General features: G+C 70.8%; 20 protein-coding genes. 8 read left to right on the top strand and 12 right to left on the bottom strand.

Translation table 11 applies throughout. The annotated features are described in order from the left end of the window. Positions 1-126: 126 nt before the first annotated feature. The gene (locus tag ACMGFI_RS13825; RefSeq protein ID WP_436910374.1) at positions 127-501 is read left to right on the top strand and encodes a DUF7718 family protein; all 375 of its coding nucleotides are present in this window, start codon (positions 127-129) and stop codon (positions 499-501) included. Positions 502-639: 138 nt separating this feature from the next. On the opposite strand, the gene ACMGFI_RS13830 is transcribed toward ACMGFI_RS13825, so the two are convergent. Together ACMGFI_RS13830 and ACMGFI_RS13835 are read right to left on the bottom strand one after the other, a co-directional pair. Further along, positions 640-1,026: a hypothetical protein gene (locus ACMGFI_RS13830; protein ID WP_436910375.1), complete on the bottom strand. Its 387-nt coding sequence runs from the start codon at positions 1,024-1,026 to the stop codon at positions 640-642. Continuing rightward, positions 993-1,367 (bottom strand): hypothetical protein, encoded by a 375-nt coding sequence (locus tag ACMGFI_RS13835; RefSeq protein ID WP_436910376.1) that lies wholly within the window; start codon positions 1,365-1,367, stop codon positions 993-995. Before ACMGFI_RS13835 ends, ACMGFI_RS13830 begins: the two co-directional genes overlap by 34 nt. Positions 1,368-1,505: 138 nt before the next feature. Here ACMGFI_RS13835 and ACMGFI_RS13840 point away from each other — a divergent pair, with 138 nt between their 5' ends. Continuing rightward, on the top strand, positions 1,506-2,582 hold the full coding sequence (locus tag ACMGFI_RS13840) for an mRNA surveillance protein pelota (RefSeq protein WP_436910377.1): 1,077 nt from the start codon (positions 1,506-1,508) through the stop codon (positions 2,580-2,582). 133 nt (positions 2,583-2,715) lie between these two features. After that, positions 2,716-3,876, top strand: a complete 1,161-nt coding sequence (locus tag ACMGFI_RS13845; RefSeq protein ID WP_436910379.1) for a sensor histidine kinase — start codon at positions 2,716-2,718, stop codon at positions 3,874-3,876. Between the two features lie 45 nt (positions 3,877-3,921). On the opposite strand, the gene ACMGFI_RS13850 is transcribed toward ACMGFI_RS13845, so the two are convergent. Then, positions 3,922-5,469 carry a hypothetical protein gene (locus ACMGFI_RS13850; protein ID WP_436910380.1) on the bottom strand — a complete coding sequence of 516 codons (1,548 nt, stop codon included), beginning with the start codon at positions 5,467-5,469 and terminating at the stop codon, positions 3,922-3,924. Between the two features lie 225 nt (positions 5,470-5,694). Between ACMGFI_RS13850 and ACMGFI_RS13855 the strand changes: the two genes are divergently transcribed. After that, the gene (locus ACMGFI_RS13855; RefSeq protein WP_436910381.1) at positions 5,695-6,144 is read left to right on the top strand and encodes a pyridoxamine 5'-phosphate oxidase family protein; all 450 of its coding nucleotides are present in this window, start codon (positions 5,695-5,697) and stop codon (positions 6,142-6,144) included. A gap of 506 nt (positions 6,145-6,650) precedes the next feature. Here ACMGFI_RS13855 and ACMGFI_RS13860 read toward each other — a convergent pair. After that, a complete protein-coding gene (locus ACMGFI_RS13860; protein ID WP_436910382.1) occupies positions 6,651-7,427 on the bottom strand; it encodes an MBL fold metallo-hydrolase in 777 nt (258 codons plus the stop codon). A 138-nt stretch (positions 7,428-7,565) separates the two neighbouring features. Here ACMGFI_RS13860 and ACMGFI_RS13865 point away from each other — a divergent pair, with 138 nt between their 5' ends. Further along, complete coding sequence (locus tag ACMGFI_RS13865; RefSeq protein ID WP_436910384.1) at positions 7,566-10,310, top strand: ATP-dependent helicase; 2,745 nt, start codon at positions 7,566-7,568, stop codon at positions 10,308-10,310. 49 nt (positions 10,311-10,359) lie between these two features. Here the strand turns inward: ACMGFI_RS13865 and ACMGFI_RS13870 are convergent, their stop codons facing one another. From ACMGFI_RS13870 to ACMGFI_RS13905, 8 genes are all read right to left on the bottom strand, one after another. Continuing rightward, positions 10,360-11,583 carry a lactate racemase domain-containing protein gene (locus tag ACMGFI_RS13870; RefSeq protein WP_436910386.1) on the bottom strand — a complete coding sequence of 408 codons (1,224 nt, stop codon included), beginning with the start codon at positions 11,581-11,583 and terminating at the stop codon, positions 10,360-10,362. 75 nt (positions 11,584-11,658) lie between these two features. After that, positions 11,659-12,507, bottom strand: a complete 849-nt coding sequence (locus tag ACMGFI_RS13875) for a phosphatase PAP2 family protein (protein ID WP_436910388.1) — start codon at positions 12,505-12,507, stop codon at positions 11,659-11,661. A 238-nt stretch (positions 12,508-12,745) separates the two neighbouring features. After that, complete coding sequence (locus ACMGFI_RS13880; protein WP_436910390.1) at positions 12,746-15,490, bottom strand: AAA domain-containing protein; 2,745 nt, start codon at positions 15,488-15,490, stop codon at positions 12,746-12,748. A gap of 39 nt (positions 15,491-15,529) precedes the next feature. Further along, positions 15,530-16,684 carry an AAA family ATPase gene (locus ACMGFI_RS13885; protein WP_436910391.1) on the bottom strand — a complete coding sequence of 385 codons (1,155 nt, stop codon included), beginning with the start codon at positions 16,682-16,684 and terminating at the stop codon, positions 15,530-15,532. Between the two features lie 56 nt (positions 16,685-16,740). Further along, complete coding sequence (locus ACMGFI_RS13890; protein ID WP_436910393.1) at positions 16,741-18,162, bottom strand: DUF7519 family protein; 1,422 nt, start codon at positions 18,160-18,162, stop codon at positions 16,741-16,743. Further along, positions 18,162-19,469 carry a DUF58 domain-containing protein gene (locus ACMGFI_RS13895; RefSeq protein ID WP_436910394.1) on the bottom strand — a complete coding sequence of 436 codons (1,308 nt, stop codon included), beginning with the start codon at positions 19,467-19,469 and terminating at the stop codon, positions 18,162-18,164. Before ACMGFI_RS13895 ends, ACMGFI_RS13890 begins: the two co-directional genes overlap by 1 nt. Next, a complete protein-coding gene (locus ACMGFI_RS13900; protein ID WP_436910396.1) occupies positions 19,459-20,349 on the bottom strand; it encodes a DUF7269 family protein in 891 nt (296 codons plus the stop codon). Before ACMGFI_RS13900 ends, ACMGFI_RS13895 begins: the two co-directional genes overlap by 11 nt. After that, a complete protein-coding gene (locus tag ACMGFI_RS13905; RefSeq protein WP_436910398.1) occupies positions 20,346-22,523 on the bottom strand; it encodes a DUF4129 domain-containing protein in 2,178 nt (725 codons plus the stop codon). The genes ACMGFI_RS13900 and ACMGFI_RS13905 overlap by 4 nt, the downstream gene beginning before the upstream one ends. A gap of 182 nt (positions 22,524-22,705) precedes the next feature. On the opposite strand from ACMGFI_RS13905, the gene ACMGFI_RS13910 reads away from it, so the two are divergent. The 3 genes from ACMGFI_RS13910 to ACMGFI_RS13920 are packed head-to-tail and all read left to right on the top strand — an operon-like array spanning position 22,706 to position 24,133. Next, a complete protein-coding gene (locus tag ACMGFI_RS13910) occupies positions 22,706-23,257 on the top strand; it encodes a hypothetical protein (RefSeq protein ID WP_436910400.1) in 552 nt (183 codons plus the stop codon). Further along, positions 23,257-23,718, top strand: coding sequence for a nuclear transport factor 2 family protein (locus ACMGFI_RS13915; protein WP_436910402.1), 462 nt, complete (start codon positions 23,257-23,259; stop codon positions 23,716-23,718). Before ACMGFI_RS13910 ends, ACMGFI_RS13915 begins: the two co-directional genes overlap by 1 nt. A 37-nt stretch (positions 23,719-23,755) precedes the next feature. Beyond that, on the top strand, positions 23,756-24,133 hold the full coding sequence (locus ACMGFI_RS13920; RefSeq protein WP_436910404.1) for a DUF8527 family protein: 378 nt from the start codon (positions 23,756-23,758) through the stop codon (positions 24,131-24,133). Positions 24,134-24,151 lie beyond the last annotated feature (18 nt).

Genomic DNA, 24,151 nt, shown 5'->3' on the forward strand with positions numbered 1-24,151 from the left:
GCCGCGGAATAACAGCACACTTGCCGCCGGAGGCAGAGATGCGAGTATGCAGATCAACGACCGCCACCCGACGACGGAGGGTCGGGAGCAGGTGACGCTCGTCCCGGCGAACTCCGCCGAGTAACGATGTCTGAGTACGAGGTGACGCCACCACCCGACCGGCTTGCCGACCGCGTCCAGATCCGGACCGGCTTCACGACAGAGCAGGGTGACGTTGTCCGCTTCGTGGTACAGCTCGAATACTGGATCGACGGTGACTGGGCGCCGGTCGTCAGATACGACCACGACCGGGAGGGCGAGAGCGGGCACGACATCGCCGAAGAGGGGCTGCATATGGATGTCTACAGGGACGGGGAGAAGGTCGACGTGCGAGACATCTCCGGACCGATACCGGCCGCACAAGGGTTCGACTACGCCGAAGAGGACTTACGTGAGAACGTGCAACGATACGTCAAGAGGTTCGAGAGATGGCACGACATCAGGAACGGGAGCGACCTGTGAGCGACGACGAACTCGACAAGATGTCCGACCGCGTCGAGGACCACTTCGATCGGGTGCGCGACGCGCTCGACGAGGCGCTCGAAGACGACGAGTAATTGGCATAACTTTTTTGCGACCTCAAAAGCAGTGCAGACTCACTCACGAAAGACTAAGATCGGTATCTAAATTATATTCATTCTCGATATCTGAATCCTCGTTGAGCCATCTTTCTCCCTTCTCTGTTAGCTGAACGATGTCTGAAGATTCCTCTGTAGGCTCGAAATATTCTTTCTCAACCAATTTATCAATAGCAGAGTTTATAGCTGGATGGTCTGTTAGCACAGTACCACCAGCTTCTTTTGGGAGATCCATTAGCTCTGGAGAACGATAATCTTCATCAAGATTCTTTTTAAGCACCTGCAAGGCCTGCCAACGCTTCACTGCAAGCTCTTGAAGAGCCCTGCGGATCCTGTAATCCATTTTGGCCTTTTTAGGGTCAGTTACCCCTTGAGTCAAACCAAGTTGTAGATCTGATTCCGCTTCCACTGTAGAATGTCATTCACAAGAATCAGCTTTGAATAGAACTCACTCACATTAGCTATTTCTTCATCGGTTAATAGACCAAGATCTTCAACATGACTGTCATATGCTGCAGTGGCATGAATTATTTGAGCTGGCGGGTTCTCGTTTTGGTCTTTTTCCTGGACCCAAGTATCCAAAGATTTTCCAGACTCAATTTCAGCTTTGAGTGCCTGTCGCATTGCTGACTTTCGATCCTTTAAGCGTATTTTATATAATGTATAGCTCCCTGCGACTCCGATTATAGATGCGAAAAGTAACAGTAAGTTTCCAACGCCCGGATTTGAAAGAATCTCAAATAGATCCATACCTCACAAAGTATGCTAATTCCACTCAAGCATTTTCGTTTCTACTTGAATTTGGGGCAGTTTGTAGAACGCGCCGTTGACTTAGTGTGACCGCCGCGGAATAACAGCACACTTGCCGTCGGAGGCTGAGGTTCGGGTATGCAGATCAACGACCGCCACCCGACGACGGAGGGTCGGGAGCGGGTCACCCTCGTCCCGGAGAGCCTGGACGACCTCTGGCATCTCACCTACGTCGTCGAGCCCGGCGACCTGGTGGCCGGCGACACGACGCGGCGCATCCAGCGCAACGACGACGATATGCGCGACACCGGCGGCGAGCGCGAGCCCATGTGGATCGAGATCGAAGTCGACGACGTGGAGTTCGCCAAGTTCGCCAACCGCCTGCGCGTCGGCGGCGTCATCGTCGACTGCTCGCGGGAGGACCAACTGGACTTCCACCACACGCTCAACGTCGAGCCGCGCACCGAGATCGAGGTCGAGAAGGTCTGGAAACCGGACCAGGACGAGCGCCTCGAGGAGGCCGTCGAGGCCACGGAGAACCCCGACGTGGCCGTCGCCACCGTCGAGGAGGGCGAGGCCTACGTCCACACCGTCGCCCAGTACGGCACCGAGGAGCGGGCGTCGATCACCGGCCCGACCGGCAAGGCCGCGTGGGGCGACGGCGCCCGCCCGCGCGAGGAGCTGTTCGACGAACTCGGCACCGTCCTCTCGCGGATGGACGTGGAGGCGATCATCCTCGCCGGCCCCGGGTTCACCAAGCAGGACGCGCTGGACTACATCCGGGACAACCACCCCGACGTCGCGGAGCAGATCACGACCGTCGACACCACGGGCGTCGGCGACCGCGGCGTCCACGAGGTGCTCAAGCGCGGCGCCGTCGACGAGGTCCAGACCCAGACGCGCATCTCCGCGGAGGCCGACCTGATCGACGAGTTGACCGAGCGCATCGCGACGGGCTCGGAGGTGGCCTACGGCCCCGACCAGGTCGCCGAGGCCGCCGAGTTCGGCGCCATCGACCAGTTGCTCGTCCTCGACGAGCGCCTGCGCGTCGAGCGGGGCGAGGACGGCGAGTGGGAGATCGACGTCGACGACGTCATCGAGACGACCGAGCAGAAGGGCGGCGAGGTGACCGTCTTCTCCGGCGAGTTCGACCCCGGCCAGCAGCTGCGAAACCTCGGCGGCATCGCGGCGTTGCTACGCTATCGCATCGACTGACAGCCCGCAGTGGTCCAACGCTCCCCCGGTCGCAGGTGCGCTTGACCGGACACGTCGTTCGTCTCACAGTTGATAACGGCGGCGAAAGGGTTTACGTACGGGTTTCCGAAGGTGCGGTAGTTACGACGGGGCCATGGGATTCGAACAACGTCAGGACTTCGCGCGGCAGGTCGCCGACCTCAACAAGTACGGGCAGGCGCTGAACCAGTGCGAGTCCGTCGACGAGGTCGTCTCGCTGACGCTGGAGGCGATCACGATCCTCTTCGAGCTGACCGACGTGACCGTCGTCGAGGTCCGCGACGGCGACCTGTCCGTCGTCGGGAGCACGAACCCCGAGGTCTCCGCCGGCGGGGCGCCCGGCGAGGTGGTCCAGCGGGCCCACGAGACGGGCGAGACGCTCACCGTCACCGGCGAGGAGGCGGGGATCGACGGGGACGCGGACACCGCGGCGACGCTGGCGGTCCCGGAGGGGATCGTCGACGAACCGATCTGCGTGATCGTCGTCCGTTCGTCGTCGGCCGAGGAGTTCGGCGACGAGGTGGTCAGGCCGATGGAGATCCTCGCGACCCACGCCGCGACGGCCATCAGCAACATCCGCTCGCGAGAGCGGCTCGAACGCGCGCGCCAGGACCTCGAGACTCGCAAGGAGATGATCGAGATGTACGACCGCCTGCTGCGCCACGACATCGGCAACGACCTCCAGGTCATCGCCGGGTTCGCAGACGCCGTCGCGGACGTGGTCGAGGACGAACAGGCCAGCGAGTACGTCGCCAAGATCGAACGCGCGGCCAGCAACTCCGCGGACCTCGTCGAGCGGGTCGGTGACCTCCTCTCGACGCTCGAAGCCCAGCGGGAGCCCGAACCGCGGGACCTGCGCCCGTTGCTCGAAGACACCGTCCGCGATGCGACCGACCAGTACGAGTCGCTGTCCGTCGAGTTCGACCCCGCCGCGTTCGACCACCGCGTCTACGCCGGCGACCTGCTCGACTCGGTGTTCACGAACGTCCTCACCAACGCCGCGGTCCACAACGACGGCGCGGTGACGGTCGACCTCTACGCCGAGGAGCCCGCGCCCGACCGCCTCGTCGTCGGGATGGCCGACGACGGCGCCGGCATCGAGCCGGACCTCCGCGACGAGATCTTCGAGATGGGCGTCAAGGGCCCCGACAGCGAGGGAACCGGGTTCGGCCTCGGGTTCGTCCGCGCGCTCACCGAGTCCTACGGCGGAACCGTCGCCGTCCGCGACAGCGACGCCGGCGGCGCGGACTTCCGGGTGACCCTCGAACGGGTCTGAGACCTCGTCCGGGTTCGGTCGGGAACTCGCTCCCGGGCGCCGGCGTCACTCGAGGTCGGCCGCGGTCTTCACGAGCGCCATCTCGGTGGGTCGGATGCGTTCCGAGCCGGCCACGTCGCCGGCGAGCGCGAAGCCACCGTCCGTCGTCCGGACGAGGTCTCTCGCCCGGTCGTGCCCGCAGCTTCCGTAGACCCGCTCGCTCGTCACCTCGCCGCTCTCGTCGGTCCTGACGAAGTAGATGTCGGAGCCCCCGGCGTCGAACGACTCCGTGAGTCCCGCCAGCGCGTACCCGCCGTCCTCGGTCTGGACGACCCCGTCCGCCAGGTCGAGCGCGTCGCCGCCGTAACTCCTGACGAACTCCTCCTCGCCCGCTTCGTCGGTCTTCACGAGCCAGCACTCCCCGGCCCGGCCCTCGGCCACGCCGGAGCCGGCGAGGGCGAACCCGCCGTCGTCGGTCTGGACCAGCGCGTTCGCCGACCAGACTCCCTCGCTGTCGATCGCCGTCGAGAACTCCTCGTCGCCCTCGTCGTCCGTCTTGAGGAACAGGGCGGCGTTCTCGTCGGAGTCCTGCAGGAACGTCGACCCGGTCAGTGCGAACCCGCCGTCGCTCGTCTGTATCATGGCCCTCGCCGTCCCACCGTCGTACGTCCGGCTGAACGTCTCGTCGCCCGCTTCGTCGGTCTTCACGAGATAGAAGCTACTGTCGAGGCTGTCCGGCGGCGTCGTGTCGCCGCCCAGCACGAAGCCCCCGTCCGCGGTCTGGACGAGGCCGAACGCTCTGTCCCGCAGGCCGTCGCCGTACGCCTCGGTGAACTCGACGTTCCCGTCACCGTCGGTCTTCACGAGCCAGGCGCTGTAAGAACCCTCCCCGTACGACCTCGTGAGCCCCGCCATGGCGAATCCCCCGTCGCTCGTCTCGACGACGTCGTAGGTCACCTCCGTCTCGTCGCCGCCGTAGGTCCGGTCGAACTCGACGTCCCCGTCGCCGTCCGTCACCAGGAGGGAAGCGTCGACGTTCCCGTCCCCGGTCATCCGCCGCCCGACGAGGGCGAACCCGCCGTCGCTCGTCCGGATCAGCGACTGCGCGCTGGCGTCCCGTTCGGCCTCGAACGTCCTGGCGAAGTCGACCCAGTCGGCCTCGGGGAGCGTCGGGTCGCAGGCCGGGTAGAGCACGTCGTCGCACGCGCCGATGGTGTCGCGGTCTATCAGGCTCAGTATCTCGTCGGCCCCGACGCTGACGCAGTCGTTCGGGTTCACGTGGAGGGTGCAGCCCTCGCCTTTCCTGTACTCGTCCTCCTCGATGAAGGCGACGACCCGCTCGTCGTCCGCCGCGGTGTAGCAGAACGTGTTGTCGTGGCCCCACGGCGCGTCGCGCTCGGGAGCGGCCGGCAGCTTCCGACCCTCGTATCGCACGCCCGCTTCGACGACCGCGTAGTTGCCGTCGGTGTCGGTGCAGACCGACTCGCAGCCGTCGAACGCCCACCTGTGTGCGCTCGCCGTGCCCGACAGGAGACCGATTCCGGCCGTCGCCCCGCCGATCGTCTTCAGCACTCCTCGCCTGTCGATCCCGGTGCCGGTGTCGTCGTTCGTCATACGCCCGGAATACGTACTGTGAACCTTCGTTATGCTCAGGTTACGCCCACCGTCGCTGGTGGCCGTCTCCGAGAAAGGTCCGCGTACGAGGGTGATCGCATACCCTCCGGCACTCGGAGCGCTCGGGGACGCCGCTGCGTCGCGGCGGTCCGGCCCGCTGACCGACACCTCCGACGCCCGAACCCGGATTTATCCCGCTGGCGTCCGGACTCTCACACGATCCCCATGGAGACCGTCACCGGCGACTGGGACCGCGAGCGGGCCAAACAGTTCCTCGACGAGCGGACCATCCCGGTACGGCTCGCGACCCACACGCCCGGGGGCGGCCTCTGGATGCTCTCGCTGTGGTACCGCTACCGCGACGGTCACCTGGAGTGCGCCACCGGCGCGAACGCCAAGGTCGTCCGGTACCTCCGCGAGAACCCCGAAGTCGCCTTCGAGATCTCGACCAACGACGTGCCCTACCGCGGCGTCCGCGGCGCGGGTACCGCCGACATCGCACCCGACGAGGACAAGGCGGTGCTCCGCGACCTCGTCGAGCGGTATCTCGGGGACACCGACTCGAAACTCGCCCGGCGACTGCTCTCGCCCGACCGCGACGAGGTGCGCATCCGAGTCGATATCGACCGGGCCTACACCTGGGACTTCTCCGACCGGATGGGCGGTGGGGATTGACTGTGGCTATGGGACCACACACAGTGGCGTGCGCTGTCGCGAGTCTCGTTTCGCGACAGAAATCGCGCGAGGGATGAGGCGCGCAGGAGCTTGCGACGAGCAGCGAGGGACCGGAGGTCCCTCGGGCCGTGCGGGCGACGCTCGGGTCGCCCGCAGACACCGAATCGGCTGGGGAGGCTCGTGGCCGTCTGCGGTGCCGTGCGGGGCGGTCGCGGTGCCGCGCTGTGCTGTTCCTGGCGTCCTGCCGAGCGAAGCGAGGCAGGGCTCAGGAGAGCTTGCTCTCCTGGTGGACTGAAAGGGTGAGGCGCGCTCGCGTGCAGTTCAGTCGTCTGAGCGGGCACTATCCGCGCGAGTGCGGGGCGGTGCGGCTGTCCGAGCGCGGATATCCCGGTCAGCGACCGCGAGCGTGTCGAGGGCTTTCAGCGCTCGCTGTCGAGTACGGTAGCGACTCCAGCGAGCGAACGAGTCGGGCCCCGATCGAGAACCGACCGGGTGCGACGAACGGGTCAGTCGATATCGAGCGAGAGGCCGTCGGAGGCGAAGCGAACGTCGCCGTCGTAGTTGTCGCCGATCGAATCCAGCATCTCGTCGTGGTGGCCGTCGGTGTGCGGATAGAGGTGGGTCAGGTAGACACGGCCGACCTCTCCCTCGGCCTCGGCCAGCACCGCACCCAACTCGCTCGGCGTGGGGTGGTTGTCCACGTCGACACTGTCGGGGAACGAGCAGTCGTGAGCCAGCACGGCAGCGCCGTCCGCGAAGTCGACGAGTCCGGGGAACGCCTCGGTGTCGCCGCTGAAGACGAACGCCGGGCGGTCGCCCTCGTCCGACACCGACGACTCCGACTCCTCGAACCGATAGGCGAGACAGTACATCGAGTGGCGGACCTCGAAGCCGGTCACGTCGAAGCCGGCGAGCGAGAACGGTTCGGGGCCGACCTCCCGGAAGGACAGGTCCATCCGGTCCCGCATATAGTCGTGGACGCCCAGAAGGTCAGTGACCAGCTCTTCGGTGCCCTCGGGACCGGCGACCGTCAACTCCGTCGCGCCGGCGAGCCAGCGGGCCTTCAGCAGGGGCATGAGGTCGGAGACGTGGTCGAGGTGGTGGTGGGTCAGCAGGACGGCGTCGACGCCCTCGTATCCAACGTCGGTCCGCTGGAGGCCGTGGATGACGCCGCTGCCGCAGTCGACCAGCAGGTTCCCGCCGTCCGACCCCAGCAACAGCCCCGTCTGGAAGCGCTCGCCGGTCGGCATGGCGCTCCCGGTACCGAGGAAGGTGACGCGCATACCTGCTCCCTCGGGCGGGGCGCTGAAAAGTCGTGTCGTGCCGCCGCCGGTCCGAACGCGTCCCTGCCCCGCGACCACTTTCAGTCCACGGTCCAAACCCACTTGACGGCGGGGTCCCAACCGGAGAGCCGAGGCCACATGGGAGGACGCGAGTTGCTGGACGCGGCAGACGTGGGTGTCGACGCCGCCGACGCCGAGATCGACGACGGCCACGTGCTCGACCTGCTGGAGCCGCCGGTCCGGGAGTGGTGGGTCGAGCAGTTCGGCGCGTTCGTCCCCGAGAACGGCGGCTTCTTCACGCCGCCCCAGAAGGAGGCCGTCCCGCTCATCCACGAGGGCGAGAACGCGCTCGTCGCGGCGCCGACGGGATCCGGCAAGACTCAGAGCGCGTTCTGTGCGATCATCAACGAGCTGTTCCGCCGCGAGCGCGCCGAGGGACTGGACAACTCCGTCTACTGCCTGTACGTCTCTCCCCTCAAGTCGCTCGCCAATGACATCCACCGCAACCTGGAGGTGCCGCTCGACGGCATCACCGAGAAACTGGACGAGCGCGGCGAGGACGCGGAGATCCGCCACGCGATCCGTCACGGCGACACCAGCGACGCCGACCGGCAGAAGATGCTGACGGAGACGCCGCACATCCTCAACACGACGCCGGAGACGCTCGCGATCCTCCTCAACAGCCCCAAGTTCCGGGAGAAGCTCCGAACGGTCGAGTACGTCGTCGTCGACGAGATCCACAGCCTCGCCGAGAACAAGCGGGGGACGCACCTCTCGGTGTCGCTGGAGCGGCTGGAGGCCCTGGCCGACGGGTCGCCCACCCGCATCGGCTGCTCGGCGACGGTCGAACCGCTCGACGCGATGGCGGAGTTCCTCGTGGGGCAGGAGGCGCCCGGCGGCGACCCGCGCGACTACGAACTCGTCGACGCTCGGTTCGCTCGCGAGTTCGACATGGAACTGGTCTGTCCGACCGACGACCTGGTGAACACGCCGCCGGACGTGGTCAACGACAGGTTCTACCGCGACCTGCACGACCTCATTCAGGACCACACCAACACGCTGGTGTTCACGAACACCCGGTCGGGCGCCGAGCGCGTCCTGCACAACCTCCGGGAGCGCAACGACGAGTACGACGAGGACAACTCCGGCTGTCACCACGGCAGCCTCTCGAAGGAGCGCCGCCAGGAGATCGAACGGAAGCTCAAGGAGGGCGAACTCGACGTGGTGACGACCTCGACGAGCCTGGAACTGGGCATCGATATGCCGTACATCGACCTCGTGGTGCAGGTCGGCTCGCCCAAATCGGTCGCCGCCCTGCTCCAGCGGGTGGGTCGGGCCGGCCACCAGCTCGGGGAGACCGTCACGGGGCGGGTCGTCGCGCTGGACCGGGACGAACTCGTCGAGTGCGCGGTGATGCTCAAGAAGGCCGAGGCGGGGTTCGTCGACCGCGTGTTCGTCCCCGAGCGCGCCCAGGACGTGGCCGCCCAGCACGTCTACGGCATGGCCATCGCCGAGGTCCGGCCGGAGGCGGAGATCCGGGGGATCCTCGAACGGGCCTATCCGTACCGGAACTACACCGACGAGGAGTGGGAGTCGCTGCTGCGCTATCTCACCGCCGACTACGCGGGGATGGAGGACAAGAACGTCTACGCGAAGGTGTGGCGCGACACCAACGACGCCCCCGACGGGGAACACCACTACGAGGACTACCCCGTCGGCGAGGACCTGATGGGCAAGCGCGGGCGGCTCGCGCGGGTCATCTACATGACCAACATCGGTACCATCCCCGACTCCTTTACCTGCGACGTGTTCACCCGCTCGGGCGACGAGTGGGTCGGCCAGCTCGACGAGGAGTACCTCGACACCCTCGAATCGGGCGACGTGTTCGTCCTCGGCGGGCAGAACTTCGAGTACCGTTACCGCCGCGGGTCGAAGGTGTACGTCGACCCGACGAGCGCTCGCCCGACCGTCCCGTCGTGGTTCTCCGAGCGGCTACCGCTCTCCTACGACCTCGGCCGGGAGATTCTGACCTTCCAGCGGGAACTGCTGGACAAGCTCGACCGGGGTGGTGCCGGCGCCGTGCGCCACTGGCTGCGGGAGTTCCCGCTGGACGAGAACAGCGTCCGCGCCGTCGCGCGGATGTTCGAGGAGCAGGTGAAGTACGCGGGCTTCGAGAGCGTCAGCACCGACGAGCGGCTGGCCGTCGAGGAGGAGCTCGACCGCGAGGAGTACGAGCGCCGCTACTACGTCCACTCGAACTACGGCCGGCGGTTCAACGACGGGTTCTCCCGACTGTTGGCCTACCGGATCGCCCGCGAGGCCAACGCGAACGTCCAGGTCGCCGTCGCCGACAACGGCTTTACCCTCTCGATGCCGCTGAACCGGAAGGTCGACGTGCTGGGGGTGATCGACGACATCCGCCCCGCCGACGTACGCGATGACCTGCGAGCGAGCCTGGAGGGGACCGACCTCCTCCAGCGGTACTTCCGCATCAACGCGACGCGGGCGCTGATGATCCTGAAGCGGTACAAGGGTTACGAGAAGTCCGCGGCGGAGCAGCAGATGAACTCCGAGATGTTGCTGGGGTTCGCCGAGGACCTCGACGGGTTCGCCGTGATCGAGGAGACCTACCGCGAGATCCTGGAGGACAAGCTCAACGTCGGCGCCATCGAGGACGTACTGGAAGCCATCGAGCACGGAGAGGTCGCCGTCGAGCACTTCCGCGTGCAGTCGCCGTCGCCGCGGGCGTTCGGGCTCGCGACGCTGATGGCCTCGGACGTGGTCCTCGCCGAGGACGAGAGCGAGGTGCTCCAGCGCTTCCACGAGCGCGTGATGGAGGAGATCGGCGGAGAGAGCGCAGAGACCGGGCTCGGCGCGAACTGAGCGGGAACGGACCGAACGGAGTCGAGCCGGACGCGCGCCGCCGTGCTGTTCAGACCAGCAGCGTGTCGAGCGCGTCGGGGACGACCAGCACGTCACTGCCGGGTTCGACGGCGTCGGTGACGGAGTCGCGGGCGTACATCAGGCACTCTTCGACCACCTCGGGCGCCTCGCTGTCCGTGATGTAGATGTCGTGGTCCCGAAGCGCGCGGGCGACGACGAACGCCCGCTGAGCGCCGGGTTCGTACCCCTCGCGCATCTCGTCGTAGAGCACCCCGGCGCTCTCGGCGCCGGAGAGCCAGTCGTAGAACCGTCGCTCGCCCGTCCCTTCGCCGGCGCCCTCGGGCAGCGCCGCCGGGATCACGACCCGGCCGCCTTCCCGGAGCGGGTTGTGCGCCCCCAGCACGACGTACGTGGCGGCCCGCGTGGTCTGGTAGAGGTTGGCGTCCTTCGGCGCGCCGACGCCGGCGACGACGGCGTCGTAGCCGTCCTCGACGGGCGTCGCGAGCGCGTCGCGGGCCGTGTCGGCCAGGTCGCGGACCACGCTCCGGGGATCGCCCGCGGCGGCGCCGAGGATGCCGCTCGGGCCGTGGGTGACGTTCAGTGAGAACGCGACATCCACCAGATCGCCCGCCTCGTCGACGAACGCGCGGAAGGGGTTGTCCTCGACGCGGCCGAGGCGGACGCCGTCGCGCGCGAGCAGTTCGGGGCCGTGGGAGTAGCCGATCTGCGACTCGCCGCCGGCGCCGACGACGACGGTCTTCGCGCCGCCGGAGAAGCCGGCGTACTGGTGGGGCTCGACCATCCCCGTCGCGAGGACGGTGTCGACCCGCGTCAGCGTCTCGTTGATCTCGATGGCTGTCCCCTCGACCGTCCCGACCTCGACCGTCGCGTCGGGGTCGTGGTTGACGGCCAGATCGGCGTGGTCGCCGAGCGCGCGCTCGATCTCCGCGTCGCTCATCGGCCGGTGGAGGCCGAGGCCGATGATCACGGTCACCTGCTCGCGGGCGACACCGGCCGTCCGGAGTTCGTCGAGCAGCACGTCCAGCAGCACGTCGTCGGGGGTGGCGCGGGTCACGTCCGTGACGACGATCCCGACCGTGTCGTCGGGGTCGACGCGGCGGGCGAGTTGCGGGCCGTGCGGGTCGGCGACCGCCGCCTCGGCGGCCTCGCGCGGGTCGACCGCCCCGCCGCCGGGCGGTCGGCAGACGGTCACGTCGCAGTCGGGGAGCGAGACGGAGACGGTCCCCTCGCCCAGTGGGAGTTCGACCGGCATGACCGCCCGTAGCACGGCCGTCGCCGAGAACCTGCCGGTCGGTGGCCCCCTGGCGTCTCGGCGCCGCCCACCGGCTCAGTCGGCCGCGCTCGCCCCCGCGAACGCGTCGAACCGGCCGACGAGCGACGGGAGCGCGACGATCCCGAAGGTCAGCGCGGCGTTGGCGGCCGCCGCGGGGAGAAACAGCGGTTCCACGGTCTCGACGACAGCGATGGCCGCCACGAGGTACGCCACCCCGCCGGCCGTGACCGCGACGCGCTCGACCAGCGAGCGGAACCGCTCGGCGCCGGTCCGCCACGCCGCGCCCGCCAGGCCGCCGACGCTGCCGCCCATCGCGAGCGCCGCATCACCAGGGGCCGCAGCCAGGAGCACCGCCGGGACCGAGCAGACGACCGCGAGGCCGAACACCGAGGTCGGCCCGCGGTCGAGGGCGACGGCGACCACGCCGACCATCACCAGTCCCACGGCGAAGCCGGCCAGCACGTCGCCGAGGTAGTGGACGCCGATGACGACCCGCGAGAGGCCGACGAGCGCCACCAGCGCGCCGGCTCCCGCGAGGAGCTTCGGGTCGCGGTAGCGGTCGAGCGCGACCAGCACGCCGCCGTAGACGGTCGTCGCCGCGATGGCGTGGCCGCTCGGGAACCCGACCGGGCTGGGGTCGACCGCGACCCGCCGGGCGGCCGCCGGCGGCCTCGGCAGGCCGAATCCGTACTTCAGCGCCAGGGTCACCGACACCGCGACGAACGCCACGCCGACCACCGTCAGCAGTTCCCGTCGGCGGGACCCGTCGTTCCAGTACGCCAGCGACAGCGCGACCATCAGGAACTTCGACCCTCCGAGGACCGTGACGAACCCGAACACCGGCACCAGCTCCGCCGGGACCGCCCCGCGGATCGCCTCGCTCGCCGCGACCAGCCGGAACATACCCGCCTCCGAGTCCGCCGCCCGCTTATACCTTCCCACAGCGGCGACATCTCTCGGCGGCGATACCACTACTAAAATCTCCGCCACGGAGTGAAACTGAAACGGTACGGAACTAGGGATAAAACCCGGCCACACGGTGAAAGTGGAGCGACGATTCGCTAGTCAAAAGTGATAGCCACGGGGCGGAAGTGGAACTCGGCGAGTGACGGGTTCGAAGGCGGATATCGGGTCGGTGGGGTCAGCGCGCCCACTCGACCATGCGGCCGTAGGTGTCGTCGGTGGCGAGCGCGTCGGCGTCGCCGACGAGGACGAGCGCCTTCTTCGCTCGCGTGAGCGCGACGTTGACGCGGCGGTAGTCCTCGAAGATCGGGGAGTCGAGCGAGCCCGTGGCGACGAACGAGATGACGATGACCTCCTTGCTGGAGCCCTGGAAGCGGTCGACGGTGTCGACGGCGACCGCGTCGGGGAGCCGTTTGCCGATCTCCGCGACCTGCGCGCGGAACGGCGCGATGACGCCGATCTCGCCGGCCGGGACGCCCGCCTCGCGGTAGGCCGCGACGGTCTCGGCGACCGCGTCCGCCTCCGTCGGGTTCGTGTTGCCCCTCGCGCTCCCGTCGGGATCGACGAACGCGACCTGCTCGCGGAGGTGGTCGGGAAGCGCCGCCACGTCGACGCCGTCGAGCTGGCTGAGGCGCTGACCGGCCACCTCGCCCGTCGCCGGGCGTAGCTGGCCGTCGTAGAACTCGCGGGAGGCGAACGCCTGGATGCGCTGGGCCATGCGGTACTGGCGGTCGAGCATCACGCCGGCGTCGGGGTATCGTTCAATGAGCCGCTGGAACAGCGACCGGGAGAGCGTGGCGCCGGGAGCGGGATTCCCGTCGTCGCCGGTCGGGAGGTCGTCGGGCTCGGGCTCGTCGGCCTGGACCACGGGCGGCAGTTGCTGGTGGTCGCCCACGAGGACGAACCGCTCGGCGAGGTTCGTCGCGGCGAGCGTCCCGGGTTCGGTGAGCTGACCCGCCTCGTCGACGACGGCAACGTCGAACTCCTGCTCGCGCATGATCCGCGAGCCGCAGGTGGCCGTCGTCGCCGCGACGACATCCGCGTCCCGCAGTTCGGCCACGCGCTCGTCGGGGTCGCCGGCCCGCTCCAGCCGGTACTCCCCCATGTCGTCGCGGACCCCGCTCTCGGTGCCGACGCGGACGAACTCGTCGAAGCCCTGCTCGACGAGCGCTTCGAGCGCGTTGTCGACCGCGCGATTCGTGAACGCCGAGAGCAGGACGCGCTCCCCCCGGTCGACCAGCGCTTGCACGATGTGTGCCAGCGTATACGTCTTGCCGGTCCCGGGCGGCCCGTGGACCAGCGCGCAGTCCTCGCAGCCGACGGCGAGCGAGACGGCCTCGTCCTGGGCGTCGTTGTTCGGGACGAACGTCTCCTCGACGGCCGAGAACTCGGGCTCGCGGCGGCCGAACAGCACGTCCTTCTCGTCGGGCGACTGCGTGAGGACGGCGTCGTGCAGGGCGGTGAGCATCCGGTCGGTCGAGAGTTCGGAGGGGTACACGTCGATGCGGCGCAGTTCGACAGGTTCGTCGGCCGTGACGACGATCTCCGGACCCTTCTCGTCGGACTCGGGATCGTCGACGCCGCCGCCGAGCCGTTCGACCCGAGCGAGTTCGGCCTCGCCGCGGATCGGGTCGCCGTCGCTGGCCAGTACCAGGTCGCCCTCGCGGATCTTCGAGACGGCGCCGGTTCCGCGGGCGCGCAGTTCCCAGCGGCCGCCGTCGAGTTCGGCCCGCTCGGTGGGTTCGAGGTCCACCAGTGCGCGGTCGTCGTCGGCCCGCTCCTCGGGACTCTGCTCCCAGAGCTTCGCGTACTCGCGGTGGACTGCGCGCCGCTCGCGTTCGATGGACTCGTAGACGCGGTCGAAGTACTCCCGTTCCTCCTCGGGGATCGGCGAGCCGACCCGGCCGGCCTTCGACTCCTGGTCCAGCCGGCCGGAGACGGCCATGCAGGTGTCCTGCTCGAAGCAGTACTCGCACTTGGCGTCGGCCTCGTAGCCGGTCGGCACGTCGACGCCGTACTCCATCGCCGCCAGCGCGTTCCGGGTGCGGAGGACGAACTTCAGGAAGCCCGAGCCGATAGAGAACTCCTTGGCCGGCGAGAGGTCGCCGCTCTCCTCGGTGCGCTCGACGGCCGCGTTCTTCGTGTAGAGGAGGGTGCCCGTGTCGGGCGGTTCGCCCCGGCGCTCCCCCAGGATGAGCGCGTAGCAGGTCGCCTGTACCTTGTCGTGGAAGCGGGGGTCGCGCTTGGTGTTCTTGCCCGTCTTCAGCTCGACGGGCATCCCCCGGCGGACGGCGTCCGCTCGCCCCTTCAGCCCGTAGGTCTCGCTGACTAAGGTCATCTCCGAGCGCCACTCGTCTTCGTCGGTCAGGGTGCCCTGCTGGAGCCACCCCTCGATGGCCGAGGCGTTCTGTCGCACCTCCTCGCGGACCTCGTCGGCGCTCCGGCCGAGCATCCCGAGTTCGAGGCCCGCCTCCTCGACGCGCTCGTCGATCGACTCGTCAAGATCCCGACCACGAAGCAGGTCGCCGAACACCTCGTGGACGATGGTCCCCTTGACGACCGGGTAGGCGTTGGGCGTGCCGCCGATCTTGTTGAGGTAGTACATCCGCGGGCACTGCACCCACGAGCGCACGTCGGTCACGTCCACGAGGAAGTCCGGTTCGACGACGACCATCGAGTCGCCGGTCGTCGAGAACTGCTGCTCGCCGCGGTACTCCCGTTCCTCGGGGTTCGTGACGGCGAGTTCCATCCCGGCTTCGAGGTACGTCGCCGTCTCGGTCCACTTGTCCCACAGCGTGACGGTCGTCGGCTCGCCCCGGCCCCGGTCGGGCCGCAGGTCCACCTCGACGAGTTCGCTCTCGCCGTACTGCGTCGAGACCGTCTTCGGGTCGCTCACGTCGACGACGACGCCGCGGATAGTCACGCTCCGATCACGGGCGGGCCGCGGGAAAAACGCTGTCGGTTACAGGGGGTCGCCCGGGTCGGGTCCGCCGCGGTCGTCGTCTTCGCCGGTCCCGCGTTCGCGGTCGTCGCGCCGGGCGTCGCCGATCCCGCGACCATCGTCCCCGCCGTCGACGCGCGGTCGGTCCGGCTCGCCTGGCTCGGCCCCGTTTCGGTTCTCTCCCTCTTTCCCGCCCGGATCGGGCGCGTCGGGCGAGACGGCGGGCACGTCGACCGCAGCGAGGGCATCGGAGACCACCGCCTCGGGGTCGACGCCCTCGACGGTCGCCTCGGTCGTCAGCACGAGCCGGTGGGCCATCGTCGCCCGGGCGAGCCGCTTCACGTCGTCGGGGGTCGCGTAGTCGCGGCCCGCGACGACGGCGCCCGCCCGCACCGCCTCGAAGACGCGCTGGATGCCCCGCGGTGAGACGCCGATGTCGGTCCGGCCGTCTTCGCGTGTCTCCCGTGCGATATCGATGATGTACCGCCTGACCTTGTCGTCGACGCGCACGTCCTCGGCGAGGTCCTGTAGCGCGAGGACGGTGTCGGGATCGACCACGGGGTCGACGCTGGGCGCGAGCGACCGCCTGCCGGCCCGCTTGTCCAGCAGGTCCATCTCGCCGTCCACGTCGGGGTAGCCCATCGAGGTCTTCACCGCGAACCGGTCCCGCTGGGCCTCGGGCAGCCGGAAGGTCCCCTCCTGTTCGACGGGGTTCTGCGTGGCGATCACGACGAACGGCTCCGGCAGCGGGTGGGTCGTCCCGTCGACGCTGACCTGCCCCTCCTCCATCGATTCCAGCAGGGCGGCCTGGGTCTTCGGCGGCGCGCGGTTGATCTCGTCGGCCAGGACGACGTTGGTGAACACCGGCCCCTCCGCGAACTCGAACTCGCGTTCGTGCTCGTTGTAGACGTTCGAGCCGGTCACGTCCGCCGGGAGCAGGTCGGGCGTGAACTGCAGGCGGGTGAACCCCAGGCCCAGCGACTCCGCGAGGACGCGGGCCAGCACCGTCTTGCCCGTGCCCGGCACGTCCTCGACGAGGACGTGGCCCCGGGCGACGACGGCCGCGAGCGTCTCGAACAGCACCGACCGCTCGACGACGACGGCCTCCTCGACGCGCTCGACCACGTCGAGACAGACCTCGGTCGCCTCGTCGACGGTCAGTTCCGTCTCGGCCATACCGACGCCTGTGACCCCACCGACAAGAATCTATGCGTTCCGTCGCCGTCTCCGACTCACCCGCGCAACAGCGCGCCGAGCAGTAGCGTCCCGACGACGGCGGCGGTCATGGCGAGGGTGTGGCCGCCGCCGGCGCTCGTTCGGACGGCGTACAGCGCCGTCGCGCCGAGGACGGCTGCCGCGCCGATCCCGACGGCGAAGACGCCGTGGTACAGTTCGAGCCGCCTGGTCTCGGGCCGGTGGCCGAGTTCGGCGGTCAGGCCCAGGCCGAAGGAGCCGGCGTCCCAGACGACCAGCGCGCCCGCGACGGTCGCGAACACGAGCGGCGCGGGCAGGCCCATCGAGTCGGCGCCGACGGCGGCGACGACGAGCCCGGCGGCCGCGAGCGCGGGGCCGCCGGCCCGCTCGGGGAACAGGTCGATCCGGACGGCGACCAGCGCGAGGCCGACCGCGAGAAACACCGCCAGCGGCGCGAGCAACACACCGGCGAGGAAGACGAACGGGCTGAGGGCGAGGAGGCCGGCCGCCTCCGGGACGACGCCGAACAGGAGGACGACCAGATAGCCCCCGCCGGCGACGGCGGCCGCGACCGTCTCCGTCCTCCGCTCGTCGTAGCGCTGGGTGATCTGCCGGGCGGCGACGGCGACGCCCGCAGCCAGGATCGCGAGGGCGCCGGCGACCAGCAGCGGGCCGACGACGAACGCCGACGTGAGCGCCGCCACGACCGCGGTCGCCCCGGGGACGAGCGCCAGCGCCGGGGAGTCGGTGGCGGTAAACACCAGCGAGAGGAGCCCGACCCCGACGGTCGCGGCGGCCGCGACGGCGAGGACCCGTCTGGTTCGCCCGAGCCGCGCCCGGACGGCGTCGCGCCGGCCCCTGGGCGTCAGCTGGACGACCGGGATCCCCTCCAGCGAGAGGCGGACGGCACCGAGGACGGCCCCGAGCACGAACAGGAAGCCGACCGCGGCGACGGTGGGGTCCTCGGCGGCGACGGTGCTGTCGACGAGCCGCCAGGCGAGATACCCCGCGGCGATGGCGACCACGGCGCCGAACAGCCACACCAGGCCGAAGGCGTACGAGCGGATCCCCTGCGAGAGCGCCCCCGCCAGCGCGTCGTCGTCGGCGGCGTCGGCCCAGGCGGCCGCCGTCCCGAGCAGCGCGAGCGCGTGGCCGCCGACGAGGTAGAGGTTCCCGGGCGTCAGGGCGACGAGCACGCCCAGCAGCGTCGCGCCGGGGAGAAAGAGGAGGTGGCCGACGACCGTCTCGCCGAGCGTGTCGCGGTCCAGCAGGGCGACCCCGGCCGTCGCGAGGCCGGCGACGAACCCGAGGCCCGTCAGGAACGTCGGCTGTCCGAGGACGAACCCGGTCGCCAGCGCGAGCGCGACGACCGTCGCGGCGGCGACGGCGAGGCTCGTCTCCCTGGGTCGCCCCTCGTCGCCGACCGCCGACGGGCGGTCCAGGCGCGGCCCGAACGGCATCAGGCGCCACCCCCCGCAGTCCCCGCCGACCGCCTGGCCTCGACCGCCAGCGCGTACTCCAGGACGAGCGCCAGGGGCGTCCCGCGGCGCCAGTCGACGGTCCGGGCGCCCGTCGACTGACAGCGCGCGAGTCGGGTCCGGCGGCGGACACCGTCGAGTCGCCCGCCGACCGTCGTCGACGACACCACGTCGGGCGACAGGACGGTCTGCGCCCGGCCGAGCGAGGCCCACGTCTCGACGGCCTCGACCGGGCGCCCGTCCAGCAGTGGCGAGACGAGTAGCAACTGCGCCCGCGGTTCGGAGAGCTCGGCGACCTTCCGGAACTGGTAGGTCGCGTCGACGGGGGTGTCCACGTCGTACTCGACGGCGCGCTCGACGCTCGCCGTCAGCCGCGAGCGGTGGTCCGACCCGGTTCCGGGCTCGACCCAGTCCAGCCCGCCCGGCCCCCGGGCCTTCCGACCGACGACCGCCAGGCCCACGTCGTGGCCGGCGCGCATGAGCGCCGTGACGGTCCGGACGGCGGCGTAGGCCGACCGCTCGACGGCCGTGGGGCGACCGGGGCCAGCGGCGACCCGGTTGCGCTCGCGGGCGTCGAGGACGACCACGACCGTCGTCGAGACCCATCGCTCGTACTCGACGGTGGCGAGTTCGCCCCGCCTGGCGTAGCCGCGCCAGTCGATGCGGTCGGCGGCGTCGCCGTGGCGGTACTCCCGGGTGGCGTGGAACTGCACGCCCCGTCCGGGCCGGTCGGCGGTGAGCCGACCGACGAAGTCGTCGCCCCGGTCGGCCAGCGGCGGCGCGTCGGCGTCGAGCCGACAGACCAGCCGGTCGTCGCCCGCCGGCCGGAGCCCGGTCGTCGCGACCGTCCCCGCCCCGACAGACCGCAGGCGCGCCCGCGGCGGGGCGAAGTCGTACTCGCCGCGGCGGGCGACGACCGTGTACTCCACGGCACACGACTCGCCGGGGTCGAGCGTCGCGCCCGCTCGCGGCGAGCCGTCGACGACCTGCAGGTCGTCGGGTACCCCGTCGACCAGCCGCAGGTCCGACAGCGTCCGGTCGCCCTCGTTGGTCGCCGTGAGCGTGACCGTGACCGGGCGTCCGGGGGGCGCCGGCGTCGGGTCCACGGTCCGGCTGACGGAGAGATCGTCGGGGGAGTCCACCGTCGAGAGCGACCCGTAGGCGACGAAGACCAGCGGGATTGCGGCCCCGAGGACGAGCGCCGCGCTGCGGTTCCAGACGCCCGCGACGGCGAGGACGAGCGCCGCTGCGACCGCCCCGCGCCAGCGGACCCGCCGCCTACGCGTCATCCCACACCTCCCCGATCAGGTCATCCGCCTCGTCCGCCTGGTCCACCTCGGTCGGGGTCCCGTCGCCGTCGGGCGCGCCGCCGCTGTCGGCACCGGATCCGTCACTACCGGCGTCCTCGTCGCCGTCGGTCGGGTCTCCGCCGTCCCGTCCCGGTCGTCGCGCGGCCGCGTCGGCCCGCTGGACGGTCCCGTCGGCTGCCCGCCTGAGAGTCCCGAGGGCAGGCGCGACCGTCGGGGTCGTCCGCGGGGCGTCGGCCCCGACGACGGGCGGGAGTTCGCGCTCGGCGGCGTCGTCGATGGCCGCGACCGCGCGGGCGGTCCCGCGCCTGACGACCCGCTCGGGGAACAGCCAGGCGCGCAGGCGCCCCCACAGCGACAGCCGCGGGAGGTCGACCCGCTCGTCGACGACGGCCGCAGCGACGCGGTCGTCCGTCCAGGCGCCGGTCGCCAGCGCCCCCTCCACCTGGTCGGGGTCCGCGCCGCCGGCTGAGAGGACGCGGGTCAGCGCCTCCCGGAGCGGCCGGCGCACGACCGCGAACCCCTCCTCGACCGTCTCGGCGTCGCGGGCCCGCTCGCGCGCCTCGTCGACGAGTTCCGCGAGTTCCTCGCCGGTCACGTCCGCCGGGTCGGCGGTCTCCTCCGGCGTCCCCTCGACCAGCTCACCTCCCTCCTCCCAGGGCGCCGGCGCGACCGCCTCGGCGTTCGCGCCCGAGCGATAGAGTTTGGCGGCCGCGAGCGCCACGCCGACCAGCGCGACGGCCAGCGCGCCGCCGCCGGCCTCCGACGCCGTCACCGGCGTGAGCGCGACCGCCAGCAGGAGCGCGGCGCCGATGGCGACGGTCCCCAGCGCGGCGACCACCGCCGCGAGCCAGCGGTTCACGACTCCTCACCGTCCCGCTCACGTTTCTGCTCCCGCTCGCGCTCGATGGTCTCGAAGGCCTCCCGGGCCCGCTCGCTCCGGTCGTCGGCGCTCCGGTCGCCGTACTCGACCTCGCGGAACGCGTCGGTCAGCGCCCGCACCGGCCGCTCGGGCCACCCGCGCTCGACGGCCGCCCGCGACACCTCGCCCGGCGTCGACTGGCGCCACCGCCCCGGCAGGACCCACCGGGCGAACCGCCGCCAGAGCGCCCGGATCGAGCGGTCCGTCGCACTCGCTCCGTCGCCACCGGTCGCCGTCCGGCCGGTCGTGACCGTCGAGTGGGCGTCCGTCCCGTCCCCGTCGTCCGCGTTCGGTTCCTCGCGAGTCCACCGGCGGTAGGCGACGACTGCGACCCAGAGCGCGACCAGACCGGCGAGCAAGCCGAGGGGGCCGAACCGATACGTGAGCCCCGCGAGCAGTCCGGTCGCCAGCGCGGCGGCTGCGACCCGCCGGAGCGTGAGACGGGCGGCGAGATATCGGCGAGTCCGCCCGGGGAACGCCCGGAACCAGGCCCCGAGCCGGGCGGCCAGCGCCCGGACCGACAGCGGGAGGTCGGCGACGCGGCCCGCGATCCGGCCGAGCAGCGCCGCGAGCCGGTCGAGCCCGGCCGCCACGCCGTCGGCGACCGCGAGCGCGGTCCGGCGAGCCCAGGCGACGGCCCCGCTCGACTGTTCGGCGAGCGTCCGCCCGCCTGCTCCGACCGCCCGGCGGTGACGGACCGCGGCGACGAGGGCGACGAACCCGGCCGCGGCGAACAGTCCGCGCCCCTCGCCGACGGCGAGGCCGACGAACAGGACGGCAGCCGCGACCCACCACGTCGCCACGCGCTTGGCCGCGCCACGGCCGCGTCGGCGCGCGGCGGCCCCGGTCCCGACGACGCCGCCGACCACCAGGAGCGCGCTCGCCAGTATCGTCGACGCGTAGGCGGTCCACAGCGGGACCGTCGTCGACTGCCGGTCCGTCTCGACCGCGATCGTGCCCCTGGGATCCGCCGGCAGTGCGAACCCGACCGTCCCGTTCTCGTCGGCGCGTCCCAGTCGCGTCCCGTCGAGAGTGACCCGGGCATCCTCTGCGGGTTCTGGTCCCGCGGCGGCGCTCACCAGCGCCGGCTCGCCGGGGACGGGCAGTCCCTCCTGGGGACGGACGGCGGCGTCGAGCAGCCACACGTCGACGGTCCGCGACCCCGAGAAGTCGCCCCGCTCGACGGTCACGGACACCGACTCGGCGTCGGACGGGACCGCGAGTTCGTACCGGCCGTCGGCGGTCGTCTGCCCGACGCGCTCGCCGTCGACGGCGACGGCCGCACGCCGCATCGGCACGTCCTCCACTTCCGCGAGGAGGGTCACGTTCGTTCCCGGGTAGGGGTCGCCGACCACCGAGAGCTCGACGGCCCCGTCGACCTCGTAGGCGGCGGTGTCGTTCCCGTCGCTGTCTTGGGTCCAGGCGGCGGCTACTTGCCCGCCGGCGAGCGACGCGAGACGGAGCCCCGACAGGTCGGCACTCCCGGCGGCCGCGTCGCCGGCGTCCCCGCCGGTGTCGTAGGGGCGCCGGAAGAACTCGCAGTCCTCGCCCGGCACCCGGACGGTGACGTTCAGCTCGCGGGTGTAGGGCGCGCGGCCGCTGACGCTACCGGTCGGGCCCGTCCGGCCGACGAACCGGTCGCCGAACCAGACCGGGACCCCGTCGGCGGGTTCCAGGTCCTCGTAGACGCTGACGCGGACGACCCCGCCCGGCACCGGCTCGTTCTCGACGACGACGCCGCAGCCCCGCTCCGTGGGGGGCGCGTCGTCGCCGGGGACCGGGATCGGGTCGCCGTCCTCGGCGATGACGCGGCCGCCCCCGCCGCCGTCACTGCCGCCGACACCGTCCCCCTCGCCCCCGGCGCCACCTCCGCCCGCGCCGCCGTCGCCGCCCCCGCCGCTGTCCGACCCCCCGTTTCCACCACCGTCGCCGGCCGCGTCGCCGGTTCCGGCGCCGCTCCCGCCGGTCCCGAAGACGCCCGCGTCGGGCGCGACCGGCGCGACGAACGCGGCGACGACGAGCCCGAGCAGACAGAGCCCGACGAGCGCGGCCTGGCGGCGGTCGACACCCGCGGCTGGGTCGCCGGTCTCGCCCGTCGGTTCGGTCTCTGACACCGTCGTGGCCCCCTCGGCCGGCGCCGCGGCGGTCGCGGCCGCCGGCCAGTTGTACGTCTGTCAGGTGGGGCCGATTATCAAACGTCCGGTCGTCGGAGTCGGGGCGGGGTCGCGGGACCGCAACGGGAGAAGTGGCCGCGACCGATGCCTTCATTCACGGGGGGCGCCTACCCGCGACCGACATGCGCGTCCGCGACTGGCAGGACATCCTGGAAGACGTCGTGGAGAGCGACGCCGACCCCGCCGGCTGGCGCGCGGCCGGCGGCGACCGCGCGAACGGCATCGGGGAGGACCTGTACTTCGGCCACCCCGCCGTGGGGGTGTTCCACGTCAAGACCTACGCGAAGAACCCCTACGAGGTCCAGGGGGTCGGCGCCGAGGTCGCCCGCAAGATCGACGACGACCTGGACCCGCTGTTCCCGGCGGAGCCCGGCGAGGGCGGGATGTTCGGCGTCCGCCAGCCCGTCGACGACGAGGACGAGGCCGAGGAGGCGGCCTCCGAGCTGGAGGAGGTCGTGCAGGCCCACGCCGACGCGCCGACGACGCCCGACGCCCTGTTCGAGGACGTGATGGACACGCTGGACTCGCCGGCCTACGGCCCGATGGAGTACGACCAGTACGGCCGCCCAGACCGGGTCGACGACCTCGCGGACACCTTCGAGGAGGCCGAACAGCTGCTCGATTCGGAGCTGGACGACCTGATCGACGAGAACGTCGACAGAGGGTTCCAGTGATGGGCGCCGCCGACCGGGTCCGGGCGTACTACGACGCGCTCCGCGAGGGGGAGCCGCTGGCCCCCTTCTTCGCCCCGGTCGACGGCGCCGTCAAGGTCGGCATCTCGGAGCGGCTCGTCGGCGGCGACGCGGTCGCCGAGGGCCTGCGCGAGCAGACCGAGCGGACGACCGACTGGAGCGTCGGGAGCCGCGACCTGCGGGTCACGGAGCGCGACCGCCACGCCTGGTTCGGCGACCGCGTCTCGCTGGCCTGGACCGACACCGAACGGCGGATCCGCTACGAGTTCGACACCCGCTGGACGGGGACGCTCGAACTGCGCGAGGCGCCGGACTCGTCGGCCGACGGGGTCGACGGGAGCGAGGCGACTCCGGCCGGCGAAGACGGGGCTACTACGGACGGCGGGAGCGCCGATCCGTGGCAGTTCGTCTCGATGCACGTCAGCACGGCGAGGGATCTCTGATGGGCCGGAGAAACTCGCATTCGGGGAGTGAGCGCTGATGGTCGGCCCCATCCCCGAGGAGGAGCGCTCGGCGTTCAACCGGAAGGTCGTCTACGGGACGACGCTGCTGGTCGGCCTGTCGGGCGGGCTCATCACGCTGCAGATCGAGACGACGGCGGTCCAGACCGCGGGGGCGGTCGTGCTCGGGATGCTCGTCGGCTACCCGCTCGCGAAGTACGTCGTCCCGACCGGCCCCGCCCCGGCGGACCGCCAGCGACGGCGGATCGAACGGGAGAATCCTTTCGCCGACGGCGGCGACGGGAGCGGCAGCTCGGACGGCGACGGTTCGGGTGGCGACGGCCCCGGCGGCGACCGCTCGGGCGGCGACGACGACTCACGAACGCGGTCGCGCTCGGACGACTACGGCCGCCGCTGAGGGGGGCGGCCGGCGAAA

Source organism: Halosimplex marinum (assembly GCF_051414075.1).
GTDB classification, from domain to species: domain Archaea; phylum Halobacteriota; class Halobacteria; order Halobacteriales; family Haloarculaceae; genus Halosimplex; species Halosimplex marinum.

Coding starts and splice junctions, on each gene's coding strand:
- ACMGFI_RS13850 (WP_436910380.1), bottom strand. CDS start 5,469: ATGACGAACGACGACACCGGCACCGGGATCGACAGGCGAGGAGTGCTG.
- ACMGFI_RS13875 (WP_436910388.1), bottom strand. CDS start 12,507: ATGTTCCGGCTGGTCGCGGCGAGCGAGGCGATCCGCGGGGCGGTCCCG.
- ACMGFI_RS13860 (WP_436910382.1), bottom strand. CDS start 7,427: ATGCGCGTCACCTTCCTCGGTACCGGGAGCGCCATGCCGACCGGCGAG.
- ACMGFI_RS13840 (WP_436910377.1), top strand. CDS start 1,506: ATGCAGATCAACGACCGCCACCCGACGACGGAGGGTCGGGAGCGGGTC.
- ACMGFI_RS13915 (WP_436910402.1), top strand. CDS start 23,257: ATGGGCGCCGCCGACCGGGTCCGGGCGTACTACGACGCGCTCCGCGAG.
- ACMGFI_RS13835 (WP_436910376.1), bottom strand. CDS start 1,367: ATGGATCTATTTGAGATTCTTTCAAATCCGGGCGTTGGAAACTTACTG.
- ACMGFI_RS13870 (WP_436910386.1), bottom strand. CDS start 11,583: ATGCCGGTCGAACTCCCACTGGGCGAGGGGACCGTCTCCGTCTCGCTC.
- ACMGFI_RS13855 (WP_436910381.1), top strand. CDS start 5,695: ATGGAGACCGTCACCGGCGACTGGGACCGCGAGCGGGCCAAACAGTTC.
- ACMGFI_RS13885 (WP_436910391.1), bottom strand. CDS start 16,684: ATGGCCGAGACGGAACTGACCGTCGACGAGGCGACCGAGGTCTGTCTC.
- ACMGFI_RS13825 (WP_436910374.1), top strand. CDS start 127: ATGTCTGAGTACGAGGTGACGCCACCACCCGACCGGCTTGCCGACCGC.
- ACMGFI_RS13910 (WP_436910400.1), top strand. CDS start 22,706: ATGCGCGTCCGCGACTGGCAGGACATCCTGGAAGACGTCGTGGAGAGC.
- ACMGFI_RS13865 (WP_436910384.1), top strand. CDS start 7,566: ATGGGAGGACGCGAGTTGCTGGACGCGGCAGACGTGGGTGTCGACGCC.
- ACMGFI_RS13895 (WP_436910394.1), bottom strand. CDS start 19,469: ATGACGCGTAGGCGGCGGGTCCGCTGGCGCGGGGCGGTCGCAGCGGCG.
- ACMGFI_RS13890 (WP_436910393.1), bottom strand. CDS start 18,162: ATGCCGTTCGGGCCGCGCCTGGACCGCCCGTCGGCGGTCGGCGACGAG.
- ACMGFI_RS13845 (WP_436910379.1), top strand. CDS start 2,716: ATGGGATTCGAACAACGTCAGGACTTCGCGCGGCAGGTCGCCGACCTC.
- ACMGFI_RS13920 (WP_436910404.1), top strand. CDS start 23,756: ATGGTCGGCCCCATCCCCGAGGAGGAGCGCTCGGCGTTCAACCGGAAG.